20 protein-coding genes are annotated in these 18,626 nt (G+C 39.6%); 11 read left to right on the top strand and 9 right to left on the bottom strand.

Annotation, left to right across the window (positions count from 1 at the left end; genetic code table 11):
- Window positions 1–4 precede the first annotated feature (4 nt).
- Window positions 5–355, top strand: a complete 351-nt coding sequence (gene gldC / locus I6J02_RS03800; RefSeq protein WP_002992666.1) for a gliding motility protein GldC — start codon at window positions 5–7, stop codon at window positions 353–355.
- A 15-nt stretch (window positions 356–370) separates the two neighbouring features.
- Complete coding sequence (locus I6J02_RS03795; protein ID WP_201680523.1) at window positions 371–775, top strand: EVE domain-containing protein; 405 nt, start codon at window positions 371–373, stop codon at window positions 773–775.
- A gap of 134 nt (window positions 776–909) precedes the next feature.
- Here the strand turns inward: I6J02_RS03795 and I6J02_RS03790 are convergent, their stop codons facing one another.
- From I6J02_RS03790 to I6J02_RS03760, 7 genes are all read right to left on the bottom strand, one after another.
- Window positions 910–1,437 carry an acyl-CoA thioesterase gene (locus I6J02_RS03790; protein ID WP_115170423.1) on the bottom strand — a complete coding sequence of 176 codons (528 nt, stop codon included), beginning with the start codon at window positions 1,435–1,437 and terminating at the stop codon, window positions 910–912.
- Window positions 1,438–1,447: 10 nt separating this feature from the next.
- Window positions 1,448–2,374 (bottom strand): SDR family oxidoreductase, encoded by a 927-nt coding sequence (locus I6J02_RS03785; protein ID WP_201680522.1) that lies wholly within the window; start codon window positions 2,372–2,374, stop codon window positions 1,448–1,450.
- Window positions 2,375–2,382: 8 nt separating this feature from the next.
- Window positions 2,383–3,342, bottom strand: coding sequence for a M20/M25/M40 family metallo-hydrolase (locus tag I6J02_RS03780; RefSeq protein ID WP_201680521.1), 960 nt, complete (start codon window positions 3,340–3,342; stop codon window positions 2,383–2,385).
- A 154-nt stretch (window positions 3,343–3,496) separates the two neighbouring features.
- Window positions 3,497–4,147, bottom strand: a complete 651-nt coding sequence (locus I6J02_RS03775) for a lipoprotein signal peptidase (protein WP_201681646.1) — start codon at window positions 4,145–4,147, stop codon at window positions 3,497–3,499.
- Window positions 4,148–4,202: 55 nt separating this feature from the next.
- The gene (locus I6J02_RS03770; protein ID WP_002992681.1) at window positions 4,203–4,589 is read right to left on the bottom strand and encodes a TraR/DksA family transcriptional regulator; all 387 of its coding nucleotides are present in this window, start codon (window positions 4,587–4,589) and stop codon (window positions 4,203–4,205) included.
- A 3-nt stretch (window positions 4,590–4,592) separates the two neighbouring features.
- Window positions 4,593–8,048, bottom strand: coding sequence for an isoleucine--tRNA ligase (ileS, locus tag I6J02_RS03765; RefSeq protein WP_236582278.1), 3,456 nt, complete (start codon window positions 8,046–8,048; stop codon window positions 4,593–4,595).
- 210 nt (window positions 8,049–8,258) lie between these two features.
- A complete protein-coding gene (locus I6J02_RS03760; RefSeq protein ID WP_201680520.1) occupies window positions 8,259–8,612 on the bottom strand; it encodes a HesB/IscA family protein in 354 nt (117 codons plus the stop codon).
- A 98-nt stretch (window positions 8,613–8,710) separates the two neighbouring features.
- On the opposite strand from I6J02_RS03760, the gene I6J02_RS03755 reads away from it, so the two are divergent.
- The 9 genes from I6J02_RS03755 to purE all read left to right on the top strand — a co-directional run bounded on the left by I6J02_RS03755 (window position 8,711) and on the right by purE (window position 16,926).
- Window positions 8,711–9,247, top strand: a complete 537-nt coding sequence (locus I6J02_RS03755) for a hypothetical protein (protein ID WP_201680519.1) — start codon at window positions 8,711–8,713, stop codon at window positions 9,245–9,247.
- A 179-nt stretch (window positions 9,248–9,426) separates the two neighbouring features.
- Entirely contained in the window at window positions 9,427–10,698 is a 1,272-nt protein-coding gene (gene glyA / locus I6J02_RS03750) for a serine hydroxymethyltransferase (protein ID WP_201680518.1), read from the top strand.
- 253 nt (window positions 10,699–10,951) lie between these two features.
- Entirely contained in the window at window positions 10,952–11,545 is a 594-nt protein-coding gene (locus tag I6J02_RS03745; RefSeq protein ID WP_201680517.1) for an RNA polymerase sigma factor, read from the top strand.
- 271 nt (window positions 11,546–11,816) lie between these two features.
- Complete coding sequence (locus tag I6J02_RS03740) at window positions 11,817–12,509, top strand: zinc metallopeptidase (RefSeq protein WP_002992692.1); 693 nt, start codon at window positions 11,817–11,819, stop codon at window positions 12,507–12,509.
- Between the two features lie 186 nt (window positions 12,510–12,695).
- Complete coding sequence (ffh, locus tag I6J02_RS03735) at window positions 12,696–14,033, top strand: signal recognition particle protein (protein WP_201680516.1); 1,338 nt, start codon at window positions 12,696–12,698, stop codon at window positions 14,031–14,033.
- 123 nt (window positions 14,034–14,156) lie between these two features.
- Window positions 14,157–14,753: an NADH-quinone oxidoreductase subunit A gene (locus I6J02_RS03730; RefSeq protein ID WP_201680515.1), complete on the top strand. Its 597-nt coding sequence runs from the start codon at window positions 14,157–14,159 to the stop codon at window positions 14,751–14,753.
- Window positions 14,750–15,253: an NADH-quinone oxidoreductase subunit B gene (locus I6J02_RS03725; protein ID WP_002992697.1), complete on the top strand. Its 504-nt coding sequence runs from the start codon at window positions 14,750–14,752 to the stop codon at window positions 15,251–15,253. The genes I6J02_RS03730 and I6J02_RS03725 overlap by 4 nt, the downstream gene beginning before the upstream one ends.
- A 15-nt stretch (window positions 15,254–15,268) precedes the next feature.
- A complete protein-coding gene (locus I6J02_RS03720) occupies window positions 15,269–16,411 on the top strand; it encodes a 5-(carboxyamino)imidazole ribonucleotide synthase (RefSeq protein WP_201680514.1) in 1,143 nt (380 codons plus the stop codon).
- A gap of 5 nt (window positions 16,412–16,416) precedes the next feature.
- Window positions 16,417–16,926: a 5-(carboxyamino)imidazole ribonucleotide mutase gene (gene purE / locus I6J02_RS03715; RefSeq protein ID WP_201680513.1), complete on the top strand. Its 510-nt coding sequence runs from the start codon at window positions 16,417–16,419 to the stop codon at window positions 16,924–16,926.
- A 42-nt stretch (window positions 16,927–16,968) separates the two neighbouring features.
- Here purE and I6J02_RS03710 read toward each other — a convergent pair whose 3' ends face one another.
- Together I6J02_RS03710 and frr are read right to left on the bottom strand one after the other, a co-directional pair.
- Window positions 16,969–17,949: a sugar phosphate isomerase/epimerase family protein gene (locus tag I6J02_RS03710; RefSeq protein ID WP_201680512.1), complete on the bottom strand. Its 981-nt coding sequence runs from the start codon at window positions 17,947–17,949 to the stop codon at window positions 16,969–16,971.
- 100 nt (window positions 17,950–18,049) lie between these two features.
- Complete coding sequence (gene frr, locus I6J02_RS03705) at window positions 18,050–18,613, bottom strand: ribosome recycling factor (protein WP_201680511.1); 564 nt, start codon at window positions 18,611–18,613, stop codon at window positions 18,050–18,052.
- Window positions 18,614–18,626: the final 13 nt, after the last annotated feature.

The following is an 18,626-nucleotide window of genomic DNA, read 5'->3' as shown; positions in this document are numbered from 1 at the left end:
GAGTATGAAAAAGGCAGAAATTAAATTACAGATAGAATTAGACGAGCAAAATGTCCCTGAGACTATTCACTGGACATCCAGTGATGGCGAGTCTTCAGACGAACTTCCTGCAAAGGCCATGTTTTTGGCATTATGGGATGCGCAATATAAAAACTCCATGCGTATTGATCTTTGGACCAAGGATATGCCATATGACGAAATGAAACGTTTCTTTTATGAGACATTGCAGACTTTGGGCGATACGTTTATCCGTTCGGCTGGTGGTGATCCTATGGCTGATAAAGTGATTGGTGATCTTCGTGATTATTGCGCACATTTTGCAGAGAAAATGGAAGTTCTGGAACAACAACAATAGTTAGATATTTAGTATATGAATTACTTTTTAGTAAAGTCTGAGCCTTTCAAATACAGCTGGGAGCAGTTTAATAAAGATGGACAGACCTTTTGGGACGGAGTGCGTAATTATCAGGCCCGAAATAATATAAAAGCAATGAAGGAAGGTGATCTGGTACTTTTCTATCATAGCAATGAAGGAAAAGAAGTAGTCGGTATCGCTAAAGTAGTAAAAGAATTTTATCAGGATCCAACGACAGAAGATGAACGTTGGGTAGTGGTGGATCTTGCTCCGGTGGAGACGTTCAAAAATCCTGTGACACTGGAACAGATTAAAAGTGATACACTGTTGCAGGATGTCGCATTAGTACGTCAGGGAAGACTTTCGGTTATGCCGTTGAAGCCGGAAGAATTTGACAGAATAGTAGAGCTCGGTAATTAGAATATTAGTATAGTGATCAGATGACTCTTCATTCATATCACTTCGTATAGCTTCCTATCCAGAGATTCTCCAACTTTTATAAGCTATAGAGATGAGTATTTTATAATGATATATACTCATCTCTATAGTCTGATTTAATCCTTTTGTTCCAACATTTTCAGCAGCTTTTTGATCCCCGTAGCATGCTGAGGTTTGATTTTTCCCGCAAGTATAAGTCTGAGTTCCCGACGCTGTAAAGCTTCATCATATAATTTGTGTTCTTTTTCTGTTTCCGGAATCAGCTCAGGTATAGGCTGTGGTTGCGTATTCTCATCGACAGCTACAAATGTATAATAAGCTTCATTAGATTTTACTTTTGTACCTAGCGGCAGATTCTGAGCGAATACTTCCATCCGTACTTCCAGAGATGTATTAAAAGCGCGGGTCACCTGAGCTTCTATTGTCAACACTTCTCCCAGTTTGATGGATCTTTTGAAAGACACATTGTCTACAGACACAGTGACCACAGGGCTATTTGCATGTTTCTGAGCTGCCATTGCAGAACAGATATCCATCCAGTAGAGCAGGCGCCCTCCCATCAGATTATTAAATGTATTGGTATCATTGGGGAGAACAAGCTCGTTCATCACCATGTAAGATTCCTTTGCAGTTTTTGATTTCATATATTTTTACTTAACCATTCAATGGTCTGAATGTTTTGAATTGCTGGTCAATCAGATGCAGACTTTCTCTAAAAGGAGTAGGCCGGTAGTCTAACAGATGTTTTGCTTTTGACAGATCAAATCCGGTTTTGCGTGGTCTGTTCGCTGTTTGTCCTATTGTAGCGGCTGATATCTCACTGATATACGTACGGTCAAAATTCCAGAAATCAGCTATCGTATATACCGCATCTGCGATCGTCATCATTTCTTCTCCGGAGATGTGAAAGATACCTGTTTCTTGCTTTTCGATAGCAGATTTACAGGCTCTTGCCAGATCATCCACAAATGTAGGCATCCGCCACTGGTCATTGACTACCTTTATAGCTTCTTGTTTACTGAGTTTATCTTTGGCCCATAATACCAGATTAGATCTTTTCTCATCTGCAATAATCCCGTATACCAGAATGGTGCGGAGTATAGCATATTTGCATTGAGTCAGCGCAAGCGCCTTTTCTGAATCGACTTTACTTTTACCATACGCACTTAACGGATTTGTCGGATCGTCCTCTTTATAAGGTCCGTTTTTTCCGTCAAATACAAAGTCCGTAGATAGATGTACCAGATAACTGTTGTTCAGCGCTGCATATCTTCCCAGTTGTGCTACAACATCAATATTCAGACGCTGGCATAGTTCGGGTTGTTCCTCACAGGCTTCTACGCTTGTCAAGGCTGCGGTATGGATGATGGATGCAGGCTTATATTGCTGCAGTATATTATCTAATGATGCTGTATCCAGAATGTCCAGCTGTCTAAAAGTATAGTCTGCCTGATTGGGATTTCGGTTCTCTCCTTTAGAAATGGCAATGACTTCATACCGGGAATCTGCTGACAAGAGGTCTGTCAGTTTTTGCCCTAAAAAGCCGTTCGATCCGGTGATCAGTACTGTGCTCTTGCTCATCTGACGGATTAGTTGGTAAACTGAAAATCTAATTTTTGCTGCTGTTTCATGATATTATCTATGACCATAAGTTCCAGTTCGATAATACCTTTTAAAGATAGATAATCGATTTTGTCTGCATCATCTGTTGGCATATGATAGTCCGGATGTCCTCCGGTGTGAAAGAACAGTACCGGAATATCTTTTTTGTAGAAAGAGGTCTGATCTGAGCCGCCATTGCCGTCGTGACCTGTGTAGTATTTGATGGCTGGTTTGATCCCTTCAAATATTTCCGGCCATTTTTTGCTGGTGCCATATCCAATGACAGCTACTCCCTGCTGTGGATTGTAGCGGCCTATCATATCCATATTCAGCATAGCGGTGATCTGATCTAATGGCAGAGTAGGATGTTCGGTAAAATATCTGGACCCAACTAATCCTAACTCTTCCGCACCAAATGCTATAAACAGCAGATTGTAATTTTCTTTTATATTGTTTGTGCTGTAATGACGAGCCATTTCCAGCAGAGCTGCTGTACCTGACGCATTGTCGTCTGCGCCGTTGTGGATTTTGCCTACTCCCAAAGAATCTTTTGAGCTTCCCTGATGTCCGGTTCCCAGATGATCATAATGTGCACCGACTACTACCGTGTACGCAGCTCCGTTATCTATAAATCCAATGATATTGTCTGCCTGGCGGATGCTGTCCGGCACCACTACACGGCGTACTTTTGCTGTAAATGTCTGGCGGTAGCCTTTTTCTCCTTTCGGAGTCAATCCATACTTTCTGAATTGTTTTTCAATATAATCAGCCGCCTTTTTCACTTCTTTACTGCCTGTACCTCTTCCTTTCATTTTGTCTGAAGCCAGAAAATAAATGTGTTTCTTCAATATACGCTGATCGATTTCTTGTGCATAGCCAGTTTTTATTCCAAGTAGGAACAGGGAAAAAATAAAAACAGCCGTTAGGGTTAGATGACGTTTTAACATAGCGCAAAGATAGGAATGTTAGCGGATTGAGAGAGAAGAAAGGATTGCTTTAACAGAACTGTTGCAATTCTTTTACCTGATAAGGATAAATATTCAGGATAATTACGGGGTGTCAAATTATCCTGAATATTCATGAGTTATGTTTCGGAGGAATTTAGTCTTCCAGCATTTCGCTGTGGACACTTGATTTTTCCTCGTGTTCTACTTTAAAGTATCTCTTCTGGAATAGGAGTATTAATACTACTCCTACAGATATAGCTGAGTCGGCTATATTAAAGATAGGACGGAAGAATAAGAACTCTTCTCCTCCCCATATCGGAAACCAGGTAGGGAAATGCCCGCTGATCAACGGAAAATAAAGCATGTCTACAACTTTTCCATGAAAGATGGTTTCGTAACCTCCTCCTGCAGGGAACAATGTTGCCGTATTGTACCAGGTACTTTCGCTAAAGATCATTCCATAGAAAGTGGAATCGATGATATTACCCGTTGCTCCAGCCAATATCAGGGCGACATTCATAATAAACCCTCTGTTGTATTTGTGTTTGATCATGTAGTGAAGCCCATATCCGATACCGGCTACAGCTATGATTCTGAACAGTGTCAGAAATAATTTACCTGCTTCGCCACCGAATTCCATACCATAGGCCATTCCATTGTTTTCAATAAAATGTATTTGAAAGTATTCTCCCAGGATTTTGTAACTCTGACCAATGGTCATATTGAGTTTGACCCAGAACTTGGAGATCTGATCTATCAGCAGAATAATAACAATAAGAAGAATGGGTTTGGTATAGCCTTTCATATATGTCAAAAAGTGGATCAGGCTTTTCGCCGGATCCACTTAGGGTTTGTTTTAATTAATATTGTTTGTTTTTCGCTTCAATACTTAGTGTAGTATGCGGAACAGCTTTCAGTCTTTCTTTCTGAATCAATTTTCCTGTTTCACGGCATATACCATAAGTCTTGTTTTCAATACGTACCAGTGCTGCTTCCAGATTGTCAATAAATTTCTTCTGTCTGGCCGCTAACTGATTGGTCTGTTCTTTTTCTAAAGTGGCAGAACCATCTTCTAATGTTTTATACGTACCAGCCGTATCATCAGTACCATTTGCGTTGCTGTTGTTTAATGATTTTGTTAACGAAGAAAGTTCTTCCTTAGCAACACGCAATTTTTCTAAAATAATGCTTTTGAACTCTTGCAGTTCTACATCGCTGTAGCGAGTTTTTTCTGTGTTATCTGCCATAATTTAAACTTTTACGATTAATACTGTTAGTTCTTTTTCGTCAATTTCTATTTTGTCTCCTGATGTAAGAGTTTCCTCAAAATCCAGTGTATCTGCCAGAATTTCAGCGCAAATATACGATAAATTTTCTGTGGCTGCTGCAGTTATTTCCGCATCTGAAGTTAAGGTTACTTTAATTCTGTCCGTTACTTCCAGTCCTTTTTCTTTTCTCAGATTCTGAAGTCTGTTGATCAGTTCACGGGACAATCCTTCTTTTTTCAATGCTTCCGTGATATGTACATCTAACGCGACAGTTAATTTACCCAGATTAGCCACTTGCCATCCTTCCACATCTTCGGCAATGATTTCCACATCTTCCGTTGTAATGGTATAAGGAGTATCTGCTAATGCAATTGATCCTTCTTTTTCCAGTGTACTTATAAGGTCGGGAGTCAGATTATTAATTGCCGTTGTTACTAACTTCATATCCTTACCAACTTTCGAGCCAAGAGCTTTGAAATTGGGTTTTATTTTTTTCTTAATAATCCCCGTCGTGTCTGTGATAAACTCGATATCTTTTATATTTGTCTCAGAAAGAATAAGATCCTTTACTTTTTCGACTTTTTCCTGAAACGCATTATCCAGTACCGGAACAAGGATTTTATTCAGTGGTTGGCGTACATTAATACCTGTTTTCTTTCTTAACGATAACGTTAATGATGAGATATCCTGTGCAAGAGCCATTCTCTCTTCCAGATCACGATCTACCAAATGCTCGTGGTATTCCGGGAAATTAGCCAGATGTACAGACTCCACAGTTTCTTTTTTCGTTACTTCATTCAGATCCAGAAATAAACGATCTGAGAAGAACGGAGAGATCGGAGACATCAGTTTGGCTATGGTATTCAGACAAGTATACAGTGTCTGATAGGCCGATATTTTGTCTTCGGAATATTCACCTTTCCAGAAGCGTCTGCGACACAGGCGTACATACCAGTTGCTTAAGTGCTCATCCACAAAATTCTGAATTGCACGGGCTGCTTTTGTAGGCTCGTAGTCTGCCAGATATTCGTCTACTTCTTTAGTCAGGCTATTTAACAGTGAAATAATCCAACGATCTATTTCAGGACGGCTTTCAATTGCAATATCCGGTTCTGTATAGGCAAATTTGTCAATATTTGCATACAAAGCGAAGAACGCATAGGTATTATACAACGTTCCGAAGAATTTACGGCGTACTTCATCCAGTCCTTCTGTATTGAATTTAAGGTTGTCCCATGGTGCGGCATTACTGATCATGTACCAACGTGTAGCATCTGCACTGTAATGGTCGATTGTCGCAAACGGATCTACACCATTTCCAAGACGCTTGGACATTTTGTTGCCGTTTTTGTCCAGTACCAGTCCATTTGAAACTACATTCTTGAAGGCTACGGATTTGCGTAGCATAGTAGAAATCGCATGAAGGGTAAAGAACCATCCGCGGGTCTGATCTACACCCTCTGCGATGAAATCTGCAGGGAATGCGGATTCGAAGCCGTCTTTGAACGGGTATTCTTCACCACGAGCCAGCTTATCGTGATCCAGTCCCCATTGTGCATAAGGCATTGCTCCGGAATCAAACCAGACATCGATCAGATCAGGTTCACGGAACAACTTCTGACCGCCATCAGATACCAGTACGATATCATCTACATAAGGACGGTGTAAGTCCAGCGTTTCTGTACCAAACTTATCCAGATAAGCTTTATTTTTTGCTTTTTCATCTTCCGATAATACTGCTGAATCCAACGATGCTTCCAGTAGTGACTTTAATTCCGGAAGAGAACCTATGCAGATTTCTTCGTTCTCATCTTCTGATCTCCAGATCGGAAGAGGTGTGCCCCAGTAACGGGAACGGGAAAGATTCCAGTCAACCAGATTTTCCAGCCAGTTACCAAATCGTCCTGATCCGGTTGCTTCTGGTTTCCAGTTGATCGTTTTGTTCAACGATACCAGATCTTCTTTTACAGCCGTAGTACGGATAAACCAGCTATCCAGCGGATAGTACAAGACAGGTTTGTCTGTACGCCAGCAATGTGGATAGGTGTGTTCGTATTTTTTTACATCAAATGCTTTGTTTTCCTCTTTCAGTTTGATTGCGATCAATACATCTGTAGGTCTGAAGTCTTTGTCTGCACGTGCTGCATCCGAATAATATTCTTCTTTTACAAAGCGTCCTGCAAAATCAGTAATCTCTTTTACAAAGCGTCCTGTTCTGTCTACTGTAGGAACTTCCTTGCCATTTTCATCCTTTACAAGAATGCCAGGTACATCATTCTCTTTGGCAACTCTAAAGTCATCTGCACCATAGGTAGGAGCGGCGTGTACGATACCTGTACCGTCTTCTGTTGTCACAAAATCACCAGGAATCACACGGAAAGCTTTTTCCTGTAATTCTTCATTTGTGATATAAGGCAGCAATTGTTCATAGCGTAAGCCTACCAGTTCTTCACCTGTAAACTCTGCTGCAACTTCCCATGGAATGATTTTATCGCCTAGATTGTAATCCTGAAAGGACGCATCTTTACCATCAGCTTTAAAGTGTTTAGCAATCAGATCTTTGGCCAGAATTACCGATACAGGGCTTCCGGTATATTGATTGAACGTTTTAATTTTGACATATGTGATCTTCTTACCAACAACAAGAGCTGTATTCGACGGCAAAGTCCATGGTGTCGTAGTCCAGGCAATAAATGCCACATCTTCTACAATATCTTCCACCAGTTTTTCCATTGCCGGATGGATCTGATCTTTTATCAGTCTGAATTCCGCAACAATTGTAGTGTCTTTTACATCTTTGTATGTTTCAGGTTGATTCAGTTCGTGAGAACTTAGTCCAGTTCCTGCAGCAGGTGAATAGGGCTGTATCGTATATCCTTTATATAAAAGTCCTTTTTTGTACAGCTCTTTCAACAGATACCAAAGCGTCTCTATGTATTCATTTTCATAAGTGATATATGGGTTTTCAAGGTCCACCCAATATCCCATTTTAATCGTAAGGTCATTCCACACATCGGTGTATTTCATGACTTCTTTACGACACGCTGCATTGTATTCTTCTACAGATATTTTCTTGCCTATATCTTCTTTTGTGATACCCAATGTTTTTTCGACAGCAAGTTCTATAGGAAGTCCATGGGTATCCCATCCTCCCTTACGTTTGACCTGATAACCTTTCAGGGTTTTATAGCGACAGAAAATATCTTTGATTGAACGAGCCATGGCATGGTGAATTCCGGGCATACCATTTGCAGACGGAGGTCCTTCATAGAAAGTATACGGTTTACTCGCGGGACGGTTACTAATACTTTTTTCAAAGATATGTTCACGTTCCCATCGTTCTAATATTTCTTTGCCGATCTCAGGCAAATTGAGCTGCTTATATTCCTTGTACATCAGTAATTTGTCTTCTGTTTTTAAGGTTGCAAATTTACGCATTTTTAATGAAAGGTGCTAAGTTTAGATGAATATCCCTGAAAAAACAATAACACGGTGTTCGATTGCATTTGTTGAACCGTATAATTGATGAAACTATCAGATAAATAAGCTTTTACAGGGTTTGTTTCTCCGGCGGTTTTAGTGGTGTAAAATAAACGGCGCCCTGAATTTCGATTTCAGGGCGCCGTTTATTTTATGTAAAGGTAGTTTTTATGCAGAAAATGAACTTCCGCACCCGCAGGTACTGGTTGCATTCGGATTATTAAATGTAAATCCTCTTGCATCGAGACCATTTCTAAAATCTACTTCCATACCGGCCAGATATAAGCCGTGTGCTTTATTCATAAAAATACGGATCCCCTGGATTTCGTATTCTGTATCTCCCTCTTTCTTTTGGTCAAAACCTAATATATAGCTCATACCTGAGCAACCACCGCCTTCGACACCAACACGTAAACCGAAGTCTTCCGAAATCTCTTGTTGGTCTCTTAACTTTTTTAATTCCTTAACAGCACCTTCTGTCAGGGTAAGTGGAGCTTTATCAACAATATTCTCTGTACTCATCGTTATTTATTTTAAAGTCAACTAAACAAAAATACATATTTTTAGCCAGTTTTGTGATTGAACACAATTTTTGACACTTTGTAAACATTATAAGGGATATGGATTATATTGAATTTTTTAAGAATTTGTTTTTAATTGCTTTTGGCGTTTGTGCCGGATTAATCCTTGCATTCAGGCTAGTGTGGCCTAAGATAGAGGCTCTGATTATCAAAATAAAAATGCTGGATAAGAAAATGTCGGATCAAAAGGGAAGTGCGACAGGTGAAAGAGAGCATTTAAAAGCAGGTGCATATGAGCGGTTATTGTTGTTTACGGGTAGAATAGAACCCCGTAACTTAATAGCCCGCCATCTGGAGGAGAACCAAAACGTGCGAACTTTACATTTACGGCTGATTCAGGAAGTAGAAAATGAATTTCAGTATAATTTTACACAACAGCTGTATGTTTCTGCTGATGCCTGGGAAGCCGTCAGACTGCTGAAAGAAAATACAGTGATTCTGCTGAACAAGGCATTGAACGATGCTACAGATACACAGGAAGCATATGCGGAAGAGGTGTTGAAATTTCTGAGTACTTTACGTCCCGATCCTTATCAGACCACACAATTGATTCTCAAGCAGGAAGCTAACCGGTAAAAAGGGGATTTACCGCTATTAGCAATAATCCGTTACATACATAGTTCTATGCCAAAATCAAAATTATTTTGACGATTGGTTGAAATAAATAAAATCTTGACACTGAATATTTTTAAGTATTGTACTATATTTGCATTTTCAATCTAAAAGTATAATAATTCACTATTTAAAAGAATAAAATGGAAAGAGATCAGGCCATATTTAATCTTATCAACGACGAGTTGAAGCGTCAGGAAGAGGGCATTGAATTAATTGCATCGGAAAACTTTGTTTCGAAACAAGTTATGGAAGCGGCAGGTTCAGTATTGACCAACAAGTATGCAGAAGGCCTTCCGGGCAAAAGATACTATGGCGGATGCGAAGTCGTTGACGAAATTGAGACGATTGCCATCGATCGCGCAAAGCAATTGTTTGGTGCTGAATGGGTGAATGTTCAACCACATTCAGGAGCACAGGCTAATGCTGCGGTTTTCCTTGCTATTTTAAAACCGGGAGATAAGATTCTAGGTTTTGATCTATCTCATGGCGGACACCTTACTCATGGTTCTCCGGCAAACTTTTCAGGTAAATTGTATGAGCCTGTATTCTACGGTGTAGAAAAGGAAACAGGACTTATCGACTATAAACAATTAGAAGAAACTGCACGTCGCGAAAAACCAAAAGTAATTATCTGCGGTGCCTCCGCTTACTCACGTGACTGGGATTATGCACGTATTCGTAGTGTAGCAGATGAGATCGGAGCATTGGTTGTTGCTGATATCTCTCACCCTTCAGGATTGATCGCACGCGGTTTGTTAAATGATCCGCTTCCTCATTGTCATATCGTAACTACTACTACCCATAAAACACTTCGCGGACCACGTGGAGGGATGATCATGGTGGGGAAAGATTTCGAAAATCCATGGGGAATCAAGACTCCAAAAGGAGAAATCCGTACAATGACTCAATTATTAGATCTTGCTGTATTCCCGGGTACGCAGGGTGGACCATTGGAGCATACTATCGCTGCAAAAGCTATTGCTTACGGTGAAGCACTATCTGATGATTACATGAACTACATTGTTCAGGTGAAGAAAAATGCTGCAGCTCTTGCTCAGTTTTTTGTAGAAAGAGATTATAATATTATTTCAGGAGGTACTGATAACCATTTAATGTTGGTAGACCTTCGTAATAAAGATATTTCAGGTAAAGAGGCTGAAGCTGTATTAGGTAAAGCTGGAATCACCACAAATAAAAATATGGTTCCTTTTGATACACGTTCTCCATTCGTCACTTCAGGCGTACGTTTTGGTACTGCTGCTATCACTACCCGCGGAATCAAGGAAGCAGAAATTCTTCAGATTGGTGAATTGATCGACAGTGCGATCAATAATCACGCAAACGATGCTGAACTGGATAAAATCCACAGCAAAGTGAGAGAAATGATGGCTGAATTTCCGCTTTACAAATAGGAAACAGAGGTATGATAAATAAAGAGGCATTGTAATACATTACAATGCCTTTTTTGATAAAATACAAGTGTAAAGCAAATGTGAAGAAATGTTAAAAAACAGTTCTTAAATTTGAATAACCAATTATTTTCTTTTGATTTGAACTATCAAACAGAACAAAAAACTAAAATAAAATCGCCTATAGGGAAAATTTACTCTTAAAATTCAGTGCTTATTAATAGAATGCTAACTGTTAAATGTTGGGGAAAACGTTATGAAACTATTAAATAAAAAGAAGAGTGATCAAGAGTTAATTCATGCTTATATAGGTGGTGATGAATCTGGTTTGGAAGTTTTGCTGGACCGATATAAATCAAAAATCTATACTTCTATTTATCTTCAGGTTAAGGATGAACATCTTGCAGAAGATATCTTTCAGGAAACCTTTATTAAGGTAATCAATACATTAAAGGCTGGTCGTTATAATGATGAGGGTAAGTTTTTGCCCTGGGTGATGCGTATTGCACATAATATGGTAATTGACCATTTCAGACGCGAAAAGAGAGCGCCTTCTGTGGTAAATGCAGATGGTTTTGATATTTTCGAAGTGCTGCAGTTTGCAGATGAAAATGCGGAATCCAGAATGGTGAAAAATCAACGTGATATCGATTTACGCAAAATTATACAACTCTTGCCTGACGATCAGAAAGAGGTGCTTATTATGCGTCATTTCTGTGAAATGAGCTTCAAAGAAATTGCAGATATTACAGAGGTCAGTATCAATACAGCATTAGGGCGGATGCGCTATGCATTGAGTAATCTGAGACGAATGATTGAAGAGCATAATATGATTCTTCAAACAGGATAAGAACGTGTTTTAAATATTCATTTTATTAAATGTTTAATGATTAAAATCGTCCGGTTGATAATTCTTCCGGACGATTTTTTTTGTTCTCCAGAGATTTTTATCAATTTCAGAAAATAATAAAATGAATAATCGTCATGTGTAGCTCACAAGTAACAGTTCTTTTTGAGACATTCTGTCATTTTTGTATCTTAGGGGTTGCAAAAGTTCCGATCTGCAACGATTGGAATATGATTTGATAAGATTTATATATAAACAGAAAAACAGAAAAGATATGTATATAATATTATTTGTGGGCATCATGATTGTGAGTTTTGTTGTCCAGTGGAGATTTAAGAATAAGTTTAAGCAGTATTCAGAGACACCTTTATCAAGCGGGTTGTCTGGGAAAGAGATCGCTCAAAAGATGTTAAATGATAATGGCATTTATGATGTGCAGGTGATATCTGTGGATGGACAGTTGACAGACCATTATAATCCGCAGAATAAAACTGTAAATCTTAGTCCTGAAGTGTATGAAGGCAGAAGTGTGGCTGCAGCAGCGGTCGCAGCACATGAATGCGGTCACGCCGTTCAGCATGCCACAGCTTATTCATGGCTGCAGTTCAGATCGGCGATGGTGCCGGTTGTAGGCTTTGCCTCGAAACTGACTTCCTGGATTCTGATGGCAGGTGTTATTATGTTTGCTATATCCAAGGGAGGTAATTACTGGTTGCTTGCCATAGGTGTGGGTGCTTTGGCTATTACGACAGTATTTAGTTTTATAACTCTTCCTGTCGAGTTTGATGCCTCTAACCGTGCTTTGGCCTGGTTGAATACCGCTGGTATTACCCATAGCAGGGAAGAACATGACGGAGCAAAGGATGCATTGAAGTGGGCTGCAATGACTTACGTGGTTGCTGCATTATCTGCATTAGTCACGTTACTTTATTATGCTTCCATTCTGATGGGGGGACGAAGAGACTAAACTTCTTCATCGTTGTTTAATATTCAAAAGGCAAATGACTATCATTTGCCTTTTTGATTTTCAAAACAGACAAGGGTTGATGGATACAGAGCTGTCCGAAGCAAATCTTTACATGTAAAGTATGTTATTCATTTCAAGGCAATTTTGTAACTTTGTCCCTTATCAAGAAAAAGACTTTCAATTATCATGTTTCAGAATCTTCAGGATAAACTAGATAGAGCCTTTAAAGTATTAAAAGGTCAGGGTAATATTACAGAAATCAACGTCGCGGAGACAATGAAGGAAATCCGTAAGGCCTTATTGGATGCGGACGTTAACTATAAAACAGCTAAAAGTTTTACAGATGATGTAAAACAAAAAGCGCTTGGTCAGAATGTACTGACCAGCATCTCTCCGGGTCAGTTGCTGACCAAGATCATGAATGATGAGCTGACCGAACTTATGGGCGGGGCAGTAACGGAATTGGATATATCAAAAAATCCTACTGTTATTCTTATTGCTGGTCTTAACGGTGCAGGTAAAACTACGTTTTCAGGAAAGCTTGCCAGTTACCTGAAAGATAAAAAAGGAAAGAAACCTTTATTGGTTGCGGGTGACGTATATCGTCCTGCAGCTATTGACCAGTTAGAAGTGTTAGGTGGTCAGGTAGGGGTTCCTGTATTTGTAAACCGTGAATCTAATGATCCTATTGCTATTGCGCAGGCCGGTGTGGAAGAAGCAAAACGTAATGGTCATAATGTGGTGATTATCGATACGGCCGGACGTCTGGCTATCGATGAAGCACTGATGGTTGAAATTACTGCTGTAAAAGAAGCAACCAAGCCTCAGGAGATCTTATTTGTTGTGGATTCGATGACAGGACAGGATGCTGTAAATACAGCTAAGGCATTCAACGACCGTCTGGACTTTACAGGAGTAGTACTGACTAAGTTAGACGGTGATACCCGCGGCGGTGCGGCTTTATCTATTAAATCTGTTGTCAATAAGCCAATCAAATTTATCGGTACAGGAGAGAAGATGGAGGCACTGGATGTCTTTTATCCGGATCGTATGGCTTCCCGTATTCTGGGGATGGGTGACGTTGTATCTTTAGTAGAACGTGCTCAGCAGCAATTTGATGAAAAGCAGGCTGCGGAACTTCAGAAAAAAATACGTAAGAATAAATTTGATTTCAATGACTTTAAATCCCAGATTCAGCAAATCAAGAAGATGGGTAATATGAAAGACCTGATGGGAATGATTCCGGGCGTTGGTAAGGCTTTAAAAGACGTAGAGGTAGATGATAATGCTTTCAAACCTATTGAAGCGATTATTGATTCTATGACTCCTTTTGAGCGTGAAAATCCGGATGCAATTGATCAGAAACGTCGTATCCGTATCGCAAAAGGATCCGGTACAGACATCAATGAAGTTAATAAACTGATGAAACAGTTTGGTGACATGCGTAAAGTAATGAAGCAGATGTCTAATCCGGCTATGGCGGCTAAAATGATGCGTAATATGCCTAAAATGCCGGGCAGATAGTGAATATGTCAACAGGCACGTTTTTTTAAGTAATAAAAAAACGAGATTATAAAATTACAGGAAATAAGCAAAGTCTGTCAGACTTTGCTTATTTTAGTAATAAAAAAATGCTAATTTTGTGTTATGGATGATCCCGCGCAGTTATCAGAATACGGCAAGATCCTTATCATTGCTTTGGTAGGAATCCTGTTGGTGTGTGCGACCATATTTCTTGCGAAATTAATTTCCCCTAAAAAACCTAATCCCGAAAAATTAAGTACATATGAATGTGGTGAGGAATCTCAGGGAACTGCCTGGATTCAATTTAATCCCCGTTTTTATGTAATTGCCTTAGTCTTTCTATTGTTTGATGTCGAATTGATATTTGTATTCCCCTGGGCTACTGTTTTCGGACAGAGCGAATTTATTAATGCTGATATGCGTTGGGGATGGTTTACCATGATCGAAATGGCAATGTTCCTTGGGATTTTAGTTTTAGGGTTAGTATATGTCTGGCGTAAAGGAGATCTGGATTGGGTGAAACCTACACATGTACGACCATCGGTACAGGTGAATATTCCGGCAGGAGCTTATGACGCATTGAATAATAAGACATACGCTGTCCGGGATTATAAAGCGACTGCTCAAACTGCAGATGAGACATCCGATCAGCCTAAAGTAGAAAGCAAACCGAAAATCGGGTTCAAACCTGCATTTAAAAAACCGGGAGCATCAACATGAGCATAGAAAATCAATTACAAAATAATGGTGTAGTAGTGGCTAAGCTGGATGACCTGCTTAATTGGGCAAGACTATCATCTATGTGGCCTGTCAGTTTTGGTATTGCCTGCTGTGCGATTGAAATGATGGGTGCTATGGCCTCAACATACGATCTGGATAGACTCGGTGTATTTCCGAGGCCTTCTCCGCGTCAGTCAGATGTCATGATCATTGCCGGCACAGTTACCTTTAAAATGGCTGACCGTATCCGTAAGCTTTATGAGCAGATGCCAGAACCTAAGTATGTAATTTCGATGGGTTCATGTTCCAATTGCGGAGGTCCTTACTGGCAGCACGGTTATCATGTCGTAAAAGGAGTGGACAGGATCATTCCGGTCGATGTATATGTACAGGGCTGTCCTCCACGTCCGGAAGCATTAATTGGTGCATTTTTAGAATTACAAAAGAAAATAGAAAAAGAAAGTATTTTAGGTGAAACCTTGTTTCACGCTAGCGTATAAAAGATAAAATTATTTATGGCAAAAGATTTTTATGGTGAGTTGCAATTAGGGATTTTGGGCGGCGGACAATTGGGACGCATGGTCATCCAGGAAGCAATTAATTATAATGTTAATATACACGTCCTCGATCCGGATAAGAATGCCCCATGTCGCAAATTGTGTAACCGATTCGAAGTTGGATCATTAGGCGATTTCCATACCGTATATAATTTTGGTAAAGATCTCGATATGCTTACTATTGAGATTGAAAAGGTAAATGTGGATGCATTGGAAAAACTGGAGGAAGAAGGTGTGCAGGTATTTCCGCAATCACGTGTTATCAGATTAATTCAGGATAAAGGTTTACAGAAGCAATTCTTCAAACAAAATGACATTCCTACAGCGCCTTTTCAGCTGATTTCTACAAAGGAGAATCTCCTGAATGCAAATATTAGTATTCCTTATATTCAGAAATTGAGAAAAGACGGATATGATGGAAAGGGAGTGAAAAAGATTTCTTCACAAGAAGATCTGGAACATGCATTTGAAGAGCCGAGCATGATAGAGGAGTGGATTGATTTTGAAAAAGAGATTGCTGTGATCGTTGCCCGTAATGACAGAGGAGACATTTCAGCATTTCCGTTAGTTGAAATGGAATTCAACCCACAAGCTAATCTGGTCGAGTTTCTGATCTCTCCGTCAACATTGAGTTTTGAAATTCAGCAACAGGCAGAGGAAATTGCTAAAAAGATCGCCAATGATCTGCAGATTGTAGGGTTACTGGCTGTCGAAATGTTCTTAACAAAGCAAGGCGAGATTCTGGTAAACGAACTGGCTCCGAGACCTCATAACAGCGGCCATCAGACGATAGAAGGAAACTATACTTCTCAGTTTGCACAACATTTACGGGCTATTTTTAATTTGCCTTTGGGCAATACCAGCACACGTAGCAATGCAGTGATGATCAATTTGTTGGGGGAAGAAGGATATGAAGGCCTGGCAAAATATGAAGGGATAGAAGAAATCCTGGATATGGAAGGTGTGTATCTGCATTTATATGGTAAAAAGTATACAAAGCCTTTCCGGAAAATGGGCCATGTATGTATTGTGAATGATAACAGGGAACTGGCTATCAGCAATGCCCGGAAAGTTCAGGAAATATTAAAAGTAAAAGCATAAAAATAATGAGTTCAGATAATAAGCCTTTAGTGGGGATTATAATGGGAAGTAAATCAGACCTTCCTGTCATGCAGGACGCGGTGGAAGTCCTTAAAACATTGGGTGTATCTTTTGAAGTGACTATCGTGTCAGCACACCGTACGCCTCAGCGTATGTTTGATTATGCAGCAAGTGCTGCGGAGCGTGGCCTCAAAGTCATAGTGGCTGGTGCAGGTGGAGCTGCTCATTTGCCGGGCATGGTTGCTTCTATTACACATTTACCTGTCATCGGAGTACCTGTTAAATCTTCAAATTCCATTGATGGCTGGGACTCTGTATTGTCTATTCTGCAGATGCCTAATGGTATACCTGTAGCAACAGTAGCACTGAATGCAGCAAAGAATGCCGGAATACTAGCAGCTCAGATTCTGGGTACATCAGATACTGAACTGACACAAGCGCTTGTCCGATTCAAAAAGGAATTGGGAGACAAGGTTGAGGAAACGGCTCTTGAAGTTGAGAAAATGAAATTTTAATGAAAACAAAAAAGGGAAGTTTAAACTTCCCTTTTTTGTTTTCTATTTGATCTTTGATAAGGTGTTCTCTACATAATCGTAGCTCTTTTGGATACTGGCAAATTTATCGGCCATATAAATATCGTCCTGTTCTACAAAGGCATACTTCAGACCAGATTTGTCTGCATATTTTACAATATTTGTAAAATCTATATTTCCGGTACCTACTTCAGCATATTTGATTTCTTTTATAATATCTCCGAATCCGAGTTTGTCCTGTTCTCCTCCAACTATCGGTTTGGTAAAAGCTTTGTCCATATCTTTCACGTGCCACATAGAGAAGCGGTTTGGATATTTTTCAAAGTAAGATTGAGGGCTTAATCCTGATTTTTCAATCCAGTACAGATCCAGCTCAAAGTCTACCAGCTCAGGTTCAGTAAATGCTATCAGGATATCTAATCCTTTTGTTCCGTTTGGCTGATCTCTGAACTCCCAGAAGTGATTGTGATAGCCCATTTTAATACCTGATTTTTTAGATATTTCTCCGGCTTTATTGAGTTGTTCTGCTGCGTATTGATAATCTGCAGATTTTAAAGCATTGATATCAAACATAGGTGTTACCGGAGCGACTACATAAGATTGTCCTAATTCTTTGGCAATCTCTACATAACGTTCGATACTCTCTTTATCTTCATGATTTTTGCTCAGGTATTTTGACAGGTCATAATGTCCGCTGTGGGTTACCAGATTATTGTCCTCTAATACCTTTTTGAAATCTTTGATCGGTAATCCGAAAAATTCTCCTTTGGTCACATCTACACCAAATGTCTCCACGTGTTTGTAACCAATTTTTGCGATCTTCTCAATTGTTCCTTTTGCATCTTTTGCCAATTCATCCCTTAAGGTGTATAATTGGATTCCGATATGCTGGAAAGGTCCTTCTGCGATCTTTTTGGATTCACAGGAAAGAAGATACGGACTTAAAAAAGCCGCTGAAACACCGACACCAGCTTGTTTTAAGAATTTTCTCCTAGATTTGTTCATAGTTTGTTTTTTAAGATAATCCAATGTCAATTTACACAATATAAAACTAAATAAAAAGAGCCCTTAATTTAAGGGCTCTTTTTACGTGAGATATCAGGACTTAGACGGTCATAATATCTTTTTCTTTCAATTCTGCCAGTTTATCCACTTGTATGATGAAACTGTCAGTCAGTTTCTGTACTTCAGCTTCACCAACTTTGATTTCGTCTTCTGACGCACCGTCATTTTTAAGTTTTTTGATCGATTCGTTCGTATCCTTACGGATGTTACGAATAGCAATACGTCCTTTTTCAGCTTCTTCTTTCGCTTTTTTTACCAGGTCACGTCTTCTTTCTTCAGTCAATGCCGGTACTACCAAACGAATGACGATACCGTCATTTTGTGGATTAAGACCCAGATTAGAATCGATAATTGCTTTTTCGATAGCACTTATCAGTGATTTTTCCCAAGGTTGGATAACAATTGTGCGTGCATCTGTAGTATTGACATTACTCACTTGTGCTAATGGGGTAGGGCTTCCGTAATAATCTACAGAAATACCATCTAACATAGACGGGGATGCTTTACCTGCACGGATTTTTGTCAATTCAGACTCCGCGAATGATACTGCTTTAGTCATTGAATCCTTACAGTCATCAAGTTGAAGAGAAATCAGTTCGTTCATATTATGTTTGTTA

The sequence above is a fragment of the Sphingobacterium spiritivorum genome (assembly GCF_016725325.1).
Classification (GTDB): domain Bacteria; phylum Bacteroidota; class Bacteroidia; order Sphingobacteriales; family Sphingobacteriaceae; genus Sphingobacterium.
This window is presented reverse-complemented; position numbering and strand designations above follow the sequence as displayed.

What these genes read in the sequence shown, in the direction of transcription:
- gldC (WP_002992666.1), top strand. Translation starts at nt 5, where the DNA reads ATGAAAAAGGCAGAAATTAAATTACAGATAGAATTAGACGAGCAAAAT.
- I6J02_RS03795 (WP_201680523.1), top strand. Translation starts at nt 371, where the DNA reads ATGAATTACTTTTTAGTAAAGTCTGAGCCTTTCAAATACAGCTGGGAG.
- I6J02_RS03790 (WP_115170423.1), bottom strand. Translation starts at nt 1,437, where the DNA reads ATGAAATCAAAAACTGCAAAGGAATCTTACATGGTGATGAACGAGCTT.
- I6J02_RS03785 (WP_201680522.1), bottom strand. Translation starts at nt 2,374, where the DNA reads ATGAGCAAGAGCACAGTACTGATCACCGGATCGAACGGCTTTTTAGGG.
- I6J02_RS03780 (WP_201680521.1), bottom strand. Translation starts at nt 3,342, where the DNA reads ATGTTAAAACGTCATCTAACCCTAACGGCTGTTTTTATTTTTTCCCTG.
- I6J02_RS03775 (WP_201681646.1), bottom strand. Translation starts at nt 4,147, where the DNA reads ATGAAAGGCTATACCAAACCCATTCTTCTTATTGTTATTATTCTGCTG.
- I6J02_RS03770 (WP_002992681.1), bottom strand. Translation starts at nt 4,589, where the DNA reads ATGGCAGATAACACAGAAAAAACTCGCTACAGCGATGTAGAACTGCAA.
- ileS (WP_236582278.1), bottom strand. Translation starts at nt 8,048, where the DNA reads ATGCGTAAATTTGCAACCTTAAAAACAGAAGACAAATTACTGATGTAC.
- I6J02_RS03760 (WP_201680520.1), bottom strand. Translation starts at nt 8,612, where the DNA reads ATGAGTACAGAGAATATTGTTGATAAAGCTCCACTTACCCTGACAGAA.
- I6J02_RS03755 (WP_201680519.1), top strand. Translation starts at nt 8,711, where the DNA reads ATGGATTATATTGAATTTTTTAAGAATTTGTTTTTAATTGCTTTTGGC.
- glyA (WP_201680518.1), top strand. Translation starts at nt 9,427, where the DNA reads ATGGAAAGAGATCAGGCCATATTTAATCTTATCAACGACGAGTTGAAG.
- I6J02_RS03745 (WP_201680517.1), top strand. Translation starts at nt 10,952, where the DNA reads ATGAAACTATTAAATAAAAAGAAGAGTGATCAAGAGTTAATTCATGCT.
- I6J02_RS03740 (WP_002992692.1), top strand. Translation starts at nt 11,817, where the DNA reads ATGTATATAATATTATTTGTGGGCATCATGATTGTGAGTTTTGTTGTC.
- ffh (WP_201680516.1), top strand. Translation starts at nt 12,696, where the DNA reads ATGTTTCAGAATCTTCAGGATAAACTAGATAGAGCCTTTAAAGTATTA.
- I6J02_RS03730 (WP_201680515.1), top strand. Translation starts at nt 14,157, where the DNA reads ATGGATGATCCCGCGCAGTTATCAGAATACGGCAAGATCCTTATCATT.
- I6J02_RS03725 (WP_002992697.1), top strand. Translation starts at nt 14,750, where the DNA reads ATGAGCATAGAAAATCAATTACAAAATAATGGTGTAGTAGTGGCTAAG.
- I6J02_RS03720 (WP_201680514.1), top strand. Translation starts at nt 15,269, where the DNA reads ATGGCAAAAGATTTTTATGGTGAGTTGCAATTAGGGATTTTGGGCGGC.
- purE (WP_201680513.1), top strand. Translation starts at nt 16,417, where the DNA reads ATGAGTTCAGATAATAAGCCTTTAGTGGGGATTATAATGGGAAGTAAA.
- I6J02_RS03710 (WP_201680512.1), bottom strand. Translation starts at nt 17,949, where the DNA reads ATGAACAAATCTAGGAGAAAATTCTTAAAACAAGCTGGTGTCGGTGTT.
- frr (WP_201680511.1), bottom strand. Translation starts at nt 18,613, where the DNA reads ATGAACGAACTGATTTCTCTTCAACTTGATGACTGTAAGGATTCAATG.